The sequence below is a fragment of the Streptomyces sp. SID14436 genome (genome assembly GCF_010548465.1).
Lineage (GTDB): Bacteria > Actinomycetota > Actinomycetes > Streptomycetales > Streptomycetaceae > Streptomyces.
Genome location: NZ_JAAGMD010000428.1, coordinates 1 through 6,089 on the forward strand (window position 1 = coordinate 1; position 6,089 = coordinate 6,089).

3 protein-coding genes are annotated in these 6,089 nt (G+C 74.9%); all 3 read left to right on the forward strand.

Going from position 1 to position 6,089, the window contains the following annotated elements; genetic code table 11:
• Positions 1 to 4,352, forward strand: a 4,352-nt coding sequence (locus G3I53_RS14870; RefSeq protein ID WP_164438430.1) for an alpha/beta fold hydrolase, incomplete at its 5' end; no start/stop codon positions are given.
• A complete protein-coding gene (locus G3I53_RS14875; RefSeq protein ID WP_164334553.1) occupies positions 4,349 to 5,599 on the forward strand; it encodes a hydroxymethylglutaryl-CoA synthase in 1,251 nt (416 codons plus the stop codon). The genes G3I53_RS14870 and G3I53_RS14875, both read left to right, overlap by 4 nt.
• Positions 5,600 to 5,610: 11 nt before the next feature.
• Entirely contained in the window at positions 5,611 to 5,976 is a 366-nt protein-coding gene (locus tag G3I53_RS14880) for a hypothetical protein (protein ID WP_164334554.1), read from the forward strand.
• Positions 5,977 to 6,089 lie beyond the last annotated feature (113 nt).

The window sequence follows — 6,089 nt, forward strand, 5'->3', positions numbered from 1 at the left end:
CGGACGGCAGGGTCCTGCTGACGCCCCTGGGCCCCGAGGAGCAGCCGCACCGGAGCCGGTCCGCGCCCGTCGCCGCACCCGGTCCGGAGGCTTCCGGCGCACCGCGGACCGCCCCGGGCGCCGACACCGTGCGCGAACGGGTGGCGGCCGCGCTCGGCCTGCCCCCCGACGAGATCGGCGACCAGGACTCGCTGACCGCACTTGGCCTCGACTCGATCATGCGCGTCGAACTGGTCCGCTGGCTGCACGACCGGCACGGCATCACCGTGCCGACCAGCGAACTGTACGAACACGACACGCTGGCCGGACTCACGGCGTACCTGGACGCCGCACCACCGTCACCCGAGCCGGCGACCGCGGTGGCCGCAGGGCCCCCGCCCGGACCGGCGTCGGTACCGATCACATCGCCCGAGCCCGAGCCCGAGCCCGAGCCCGCGCCCGAGCCCGCGCCCGCGCCCGAAGCCACACCCGCGCCCGGGGCCACACCCGCTACCGAATCACTGCCGACGCCCCCGCCCCCGCCCCCGCCTGCGCCCGTGCCGGCTCCGGAGCCCGATCCGGCCGCCGTCGTCCGCGCGGCCGTGGAACGGGCCGTGGACGCCGACCTCGGCGCCGACGGCCGCTTCACCGACGGCGCCCTCACGTCGCTGGACATGCTGCGGTCGGTGCGCGCGCTGGAGACGGTGCTGGGCACGCTGCCCAAGACCCTGCTGTTCGACCACCCCGACTGCACCGCACTGGCCGCTCACCTCGTCGAGCGGTTCGGCACGGCGGCCGTCCTCCGGCTCGCCGACACCGCCCCGACCACGGGAACCGCCCCCGCCACCGATACCGACGGCTCTCCGCGCGCGGCCGAGCCCGAACTCGTGCCCGAACCCGCCGGCCCGGCCGCCCTCGTCGTGCCCCGCTCCGACCTGGCCGACCACCCCGAACTCTCGCGCCTCGTGGACGAGGTGGAACAACGGCACGGCATGGAGGCCGGGCTCGCGGGGGTGAGCATCGCCCCGCTGCTGTTCTTCCCGTCCAGCCGGGACGGCTATCTGGCGATCGGCCGGCGCGGTGACTCGGTGCTGGTGTGGCGGTACACCGGGGCGCCGGAGCGGTTCACCGACGCGGCCGGTGAGCTGCTGGCGTACTGCGAGCGCGCCGGGCTCCGGCTGAACCTGCTGTCCACCGAGCCGCTCACCGACCTCGCGGGCACCCCGATGCTGGCGACCGCCTTCGGCGTCGTGCAGCGCCTGGAGGACCTCGCCACGTTCTCGCTCGCCGGCGGCCGGCGCAGCAAACTCCGCTATCTCGTCAAGCGGTTCGGCCGGCACGGCGACAACCGCGTCGAGGAGTACGTCAGCGGCTCCGACCCGGAGACGGACGCGGCCGTCGCCGACCTCGTCGACCGCTGGTCCGAGGGCAAGCAGATGGTCAACGCGTACGTGGCGGAGGCCCGTGAGCTGATCCGGGCGGGCAAACTGCCCGACCGGCACCGGATCTTCCTGACCTACCGCGACGACCGGCTCCTCAGCGCCATCGTCCTCGCCGCGCTGCCCGCCGAGAACGGCTACCTCCTGGACGTCGAGTTCTACCCGCGCGACCTGCCGCTCGGCGGGCTGGAGTTCAGCCTCGTCGAGATCGTCCGGCGGCTCGCGGCGGAAGGAGCGGAGGTGTTGAGCTTCGGCGGCAGCTTCGGTGTCGAGGTGACGGCCACGCCCAATCCGGCCGAGGACGTGCGTCAGGCCCTGGCCGAGCTGCGCTCCGTCGGCATCTTCGACGAGGGCAACTACCGGTTCAAGAAGAAGTTCGGGCCCGTCGAGGTGCCGCTCTACCTCTGCCAGCCCGCCACGGGCCGCACGGACGCCGTCGACCTGATCATGATGATCGCCAACTCGGCCGAGGACGAGCCGGGTGCCGAGGACGAGCCGGGTGCCGAGGGCGAGCCGGGTGCCGAGGGCGAGCCGGGCGGTGAGGGCATCCCGGCGGACTCCGGAGCCGGCCCCGGCAGTGCCCCGGACGCCGGTACTCCGCACGCGGCGGACTCCGGTTCCGGGGACGACGACCGTGCCGCGGTCCTCGCCCGGGCCGGCCACAACCCCGTCCTGCTCGACCACGACCGCGTGGAGCACGACCTGCTCACCGACTCGTGGTTCGAGCGCACCGACTCCTTCGTCACCGACCGGATGGCCGCCCTGGCCGCCCGTGTCGCGGACCCGCTGCGGTCCACGACCGCGCCGCCGGACTGGCTCCCGCTGCCCCATGTGTCGTGGACGGCGTCGGGACGGGCCGCCGAGCTGCGCCTGTGCCGTGCCTGGCCCGGCCGCAGGGGAGTGGTCCTGCACAACGACCTGTTCCCGACCTGGCAGTTCGCGCTGGCGGAGGCCGGGCTGCGCCCGGTCCGGATCCCGCGGCGGGCCGACGGACCCGTGGAGGAGAACCGGGACGCGAACGGGAAGGGGAACGGTGACGGGGACGGACGGCTCGCCGGGCTCGACGCCGCGCTGGACGAGTATGGCGCCGACGTCACCTTCGTGTGCCTGGAGTTGAGCACCAACGCCGCGGGCGGTGTCCCGCTCTCCCTCGGCGCACTGCGCGGGGCGGCGCGCACCCTGCGCGCACGCGGCATCCCGCTGGTGCTGGACGCGACCCGGGTGGTCGACAACGCCCTGGCGATCGCCGACGACGACGGAAGCGACCTCTGGGAGACCGTGCGCGCCCTCCTGGACACCGCCGACGCGGTGACCATGAGCCTGTCGAAGGACTTCGCCGTCGCCGTGGGCGGCCTGGTCGCCACCCGCCGCAGCGACCTCGCCGAGCGGCTGGCCGAGGACGAGGACACCTACGGCCGGAACCTCGGGGCGCAGCAACAGGCCGTCCTCGCCACCGCGCTCGCCGACACCGAAGTGGCCGGGGACCTGGTCCGCCGCCGCGCGGGCCACGTCCGCGCGCTGCACCGACGGCTCGTCGAAGCCGGCGCGCCCCTGCACGGCGGGCCCGGCACCCACTGCGTCCTGCTCGACCCCCGGCGCGACGACGCCTTCCGCGCGCTGACGCACCCCGCGCCCGCCCTGCTGGCCTGGCTGTACCGCACGACCGGGGTCCGCGGCGGCCCGCACGTCGGTGACGACCCGGCCGGGCTGGTGCGGCTCGCGGTGCCCATCGGACTGGCCGACGCCGACGCCCGCACGCTCACCGACCGGCTGGCCGACTGCTTCGGGCACCGCACCGGCGTGGCGGACCTCCATCCGACGGTGCCCGCCGCGACGCCGATGGCCCTGGCCAGGGCACGGTTCGAACCGGCCGACCGGATCCCCGACGACGTCCGCGCCGCGGTCGCCGAGGGCTACGAACGGGCCGGGGACAACCTGGCCGTCCTCACCGAACACGCCCCGCAGGTGCGCCGCCACCTGGTCGGCCTGGACGGCGCCACCGTCGAGGCGTTCGTGCACGGCACCGGCGGACCCACCCTGCTCCTGATGCACCCCTTCAACATCGGGGCCGGGATGTTCGCCCGGCAGTTCGCCGGCCTGGGCGGCGACCACCGCCTCGTGGTGCTGCACCACCCCGGTGTGGGAGCCACCCGCACCGACGGCGAGATGTCCCTCGACCACATCGTCGACCTCTACTCGGCCGCCCTGGACCGGCTCGGCATCGACGGCCCCCTGCACCTGGTCGGGGCCTCCTGGGGCGCGCTGCTCGCCCAGACCTTCGCCCTCCGGCATCCCGGCCGCGCCGCCTCCCTGACCACCGTCGGCGGCTCCTACCGGTACGCGAACCGCGTCGGCGAGGTCAACCGGCTCGAGGTCATCGTGGCCGAGGACATGGCCGCCGTGGCCGCCGCCACGGGCGACGACGCCGGTTCGGCGGACCTCGCCGCACGGCTCCTGCGGTGCGAGAGCATGGACGCCTACGTCGGCCTGTCCTACCTGGACCTGTTCGCCGGTGAACCGGACCTGCTGCGCCGGCTGCCGGAACTCGAGCTGCCGGCGACGGTGATCCAGGGCCGGCTGGACTCCGTGGTGCCGCTGGAGACCGCCCGTCGGCTCGCCGACGCCCTGCCCGGCGCGCGCTACGAGGAACTGCCCGACGCCGGACACTTCCCCTGCGTGACCCACGCGGACGACGTCAACCGCATCCTGCGCGAGACCGTCCTGGCCGCGACCACCCCGGCGGCGGACCCGACCCCGGCGGCGGGCCCGACCCCGGCCCCGTCCCACGACGCCGACCCCACCACCCCCGACGCCCGGCCCGGGACCCCCGCCACCCCCGACACACCCGCGACCCCCGACGCCCCCACTACCTCCACCACCACCTCCACCACCCCCACCCGGTCCGCGCCGGAGCCCACCGAGGAGACCGCATGACCGCCGATCCGCGCCCCGCGACCGTGGGCATCGAGGCGCTCGACGTCTACGGCGGCAGTGCCTGGATCAGCGCCGACGACCTGGCCGCGGGCCGCGGCCTGGACCCGGGCCGGGTCACCAACCTGATGCTGACCGGACGCTCCGTCGCCCTGCCCTTCGAGGACCCCGTCACCCACGCCGTGAACGCCGCCAAGGGCATGCTCGACGACCTCGACCCGGCCGTCCGCGACCGGATCGAACTCGTCCTGGTGGCCACCGAGTCCGGCGTCGACTACAGCAAGTCGATCGCCTCCTACGTGCACCGCCACCTCCGACTGCCCGACCGGTGCCGTCTGCTGGAGGTCAAACAGGCCTGCTACGCGGCGACCGCCGCGCTGCAGCTGGCCGCCGGTCACCTCGCGTCGGGTGCGTCACCGGGCGCCCGCGTGCTGCTCATCGCGACCGACGTGGGCCTCGCCGACGAACGGGCCGAGTACGCCGAACTGGCCACCGGCAGCGGCGCGGTGGCCCTGCTGCTCAGCGAACAGCCCGATGTCCTCGCCCTCGACCTCGGCGCGTTCGGCCTGCACAGCTTCGAGACCATGGACACCGCCCGGCCCGGCCCCGACATCGAGCTGGCCGACGCCGACCAGTCCCTCGTCGCCTACCTGGAATGCACCGTCCGCAGCTTCGCCGACTACCGGCGCCGGGTGGCCGACGTGACCCTCGACGGCACGTTCGACCACCTCGCCTTCCACACCCCGTTCGCCGGCATGGTCCGGGCCGCGCACCGCCGGGCCATGCGCGAGTTCACCGACCTCGAACCGGCCGCGGTCGCCGCCGACTTCACCCGCCGCGTCGAGCCCGGCCTGCGGTACCCGGCCCAGGTCGGCAACCTCTTCTCCGGCTCCCTCTACCTCGCCCTGAGCAGCCTGATCGACGACCTGCCGGTCCTGACGGACCGGGCCAGGGTGGGCCTGTTCTCCTACGGGTCCGGCTGCTCCTCGGAGTTCCTCAGCGGCACCCTCGGCGACACCGCGCGGCGGACCGTCGCCGCCCGCGGTATCGGGCCGCGCCTCGCCGCCCGCCGCCGGCTGGACTTCGACATGTACCAGGAACTGCTGCCGGAGAGCCGGGCCTGCCTCCTGCCGCGGCGCAAGCACACGGTCGGCCCGCCGCCCGCCTGGCTGACGGCCTCCACCGGCCGTCCACCGCTGCTGGCCCTGCGGAGCATCGACGACTACCACCGCCACTACGAATGGATCTGAGGGGACATCACATGGACCGGACCGACGACACCGGCACCGCGCACTCCACCGCCACGGAAACCGGACCCGCCACCGGAACCGGACCCGCCACCGGAACCGGACCTGCCACCGCAACCGGACCTGCCACCGCAACCGGACCGGCCGAGGGGGCCGTGCTGGCCGCGATCCGCCGGCACGCCGTCGCGATCCTGCCCGACCTGCGGCCCGCCGACATCGTGCCCGAGCGCACCCTCGCCGAACTGGGACTCAACAGCGTCGACCGCAGCGAGGTCGTGACCAACGTGATGGACGACCTGGACGTGTACGTCCCCATCACCGAGTTCCGCCAGGCCATGCCCGTCGGCGACCTGGTCGGCCTGTTCGAGCGGCACCGGTGACCCCGCCCGGCGACCGGGTCGTCGTCACCGGGCTGGGCGCGCTGTCGCCGCTCGGCCCCGACGTGCCGCGGACGGCCGAGGCGCTCCGCGCCGGCCGGGGCGCCATCGCCCCG

Coding starts and splice junctions, on each gene's coding strand:
- G3I53_RS14875 (WP_164334553.1), top strand. CDS start 4,349: ATGACCGCCGATCCGCGCCCCGCGACCGTGGGCATCGAGGCGCTCGAC.
- G3I53_RS14880 (WP_164334554.1), top strand. CDS start 5,611: ATGGACCGGACCGACGACACCGGCACCGCGCACTCCACCGCCACGGAA.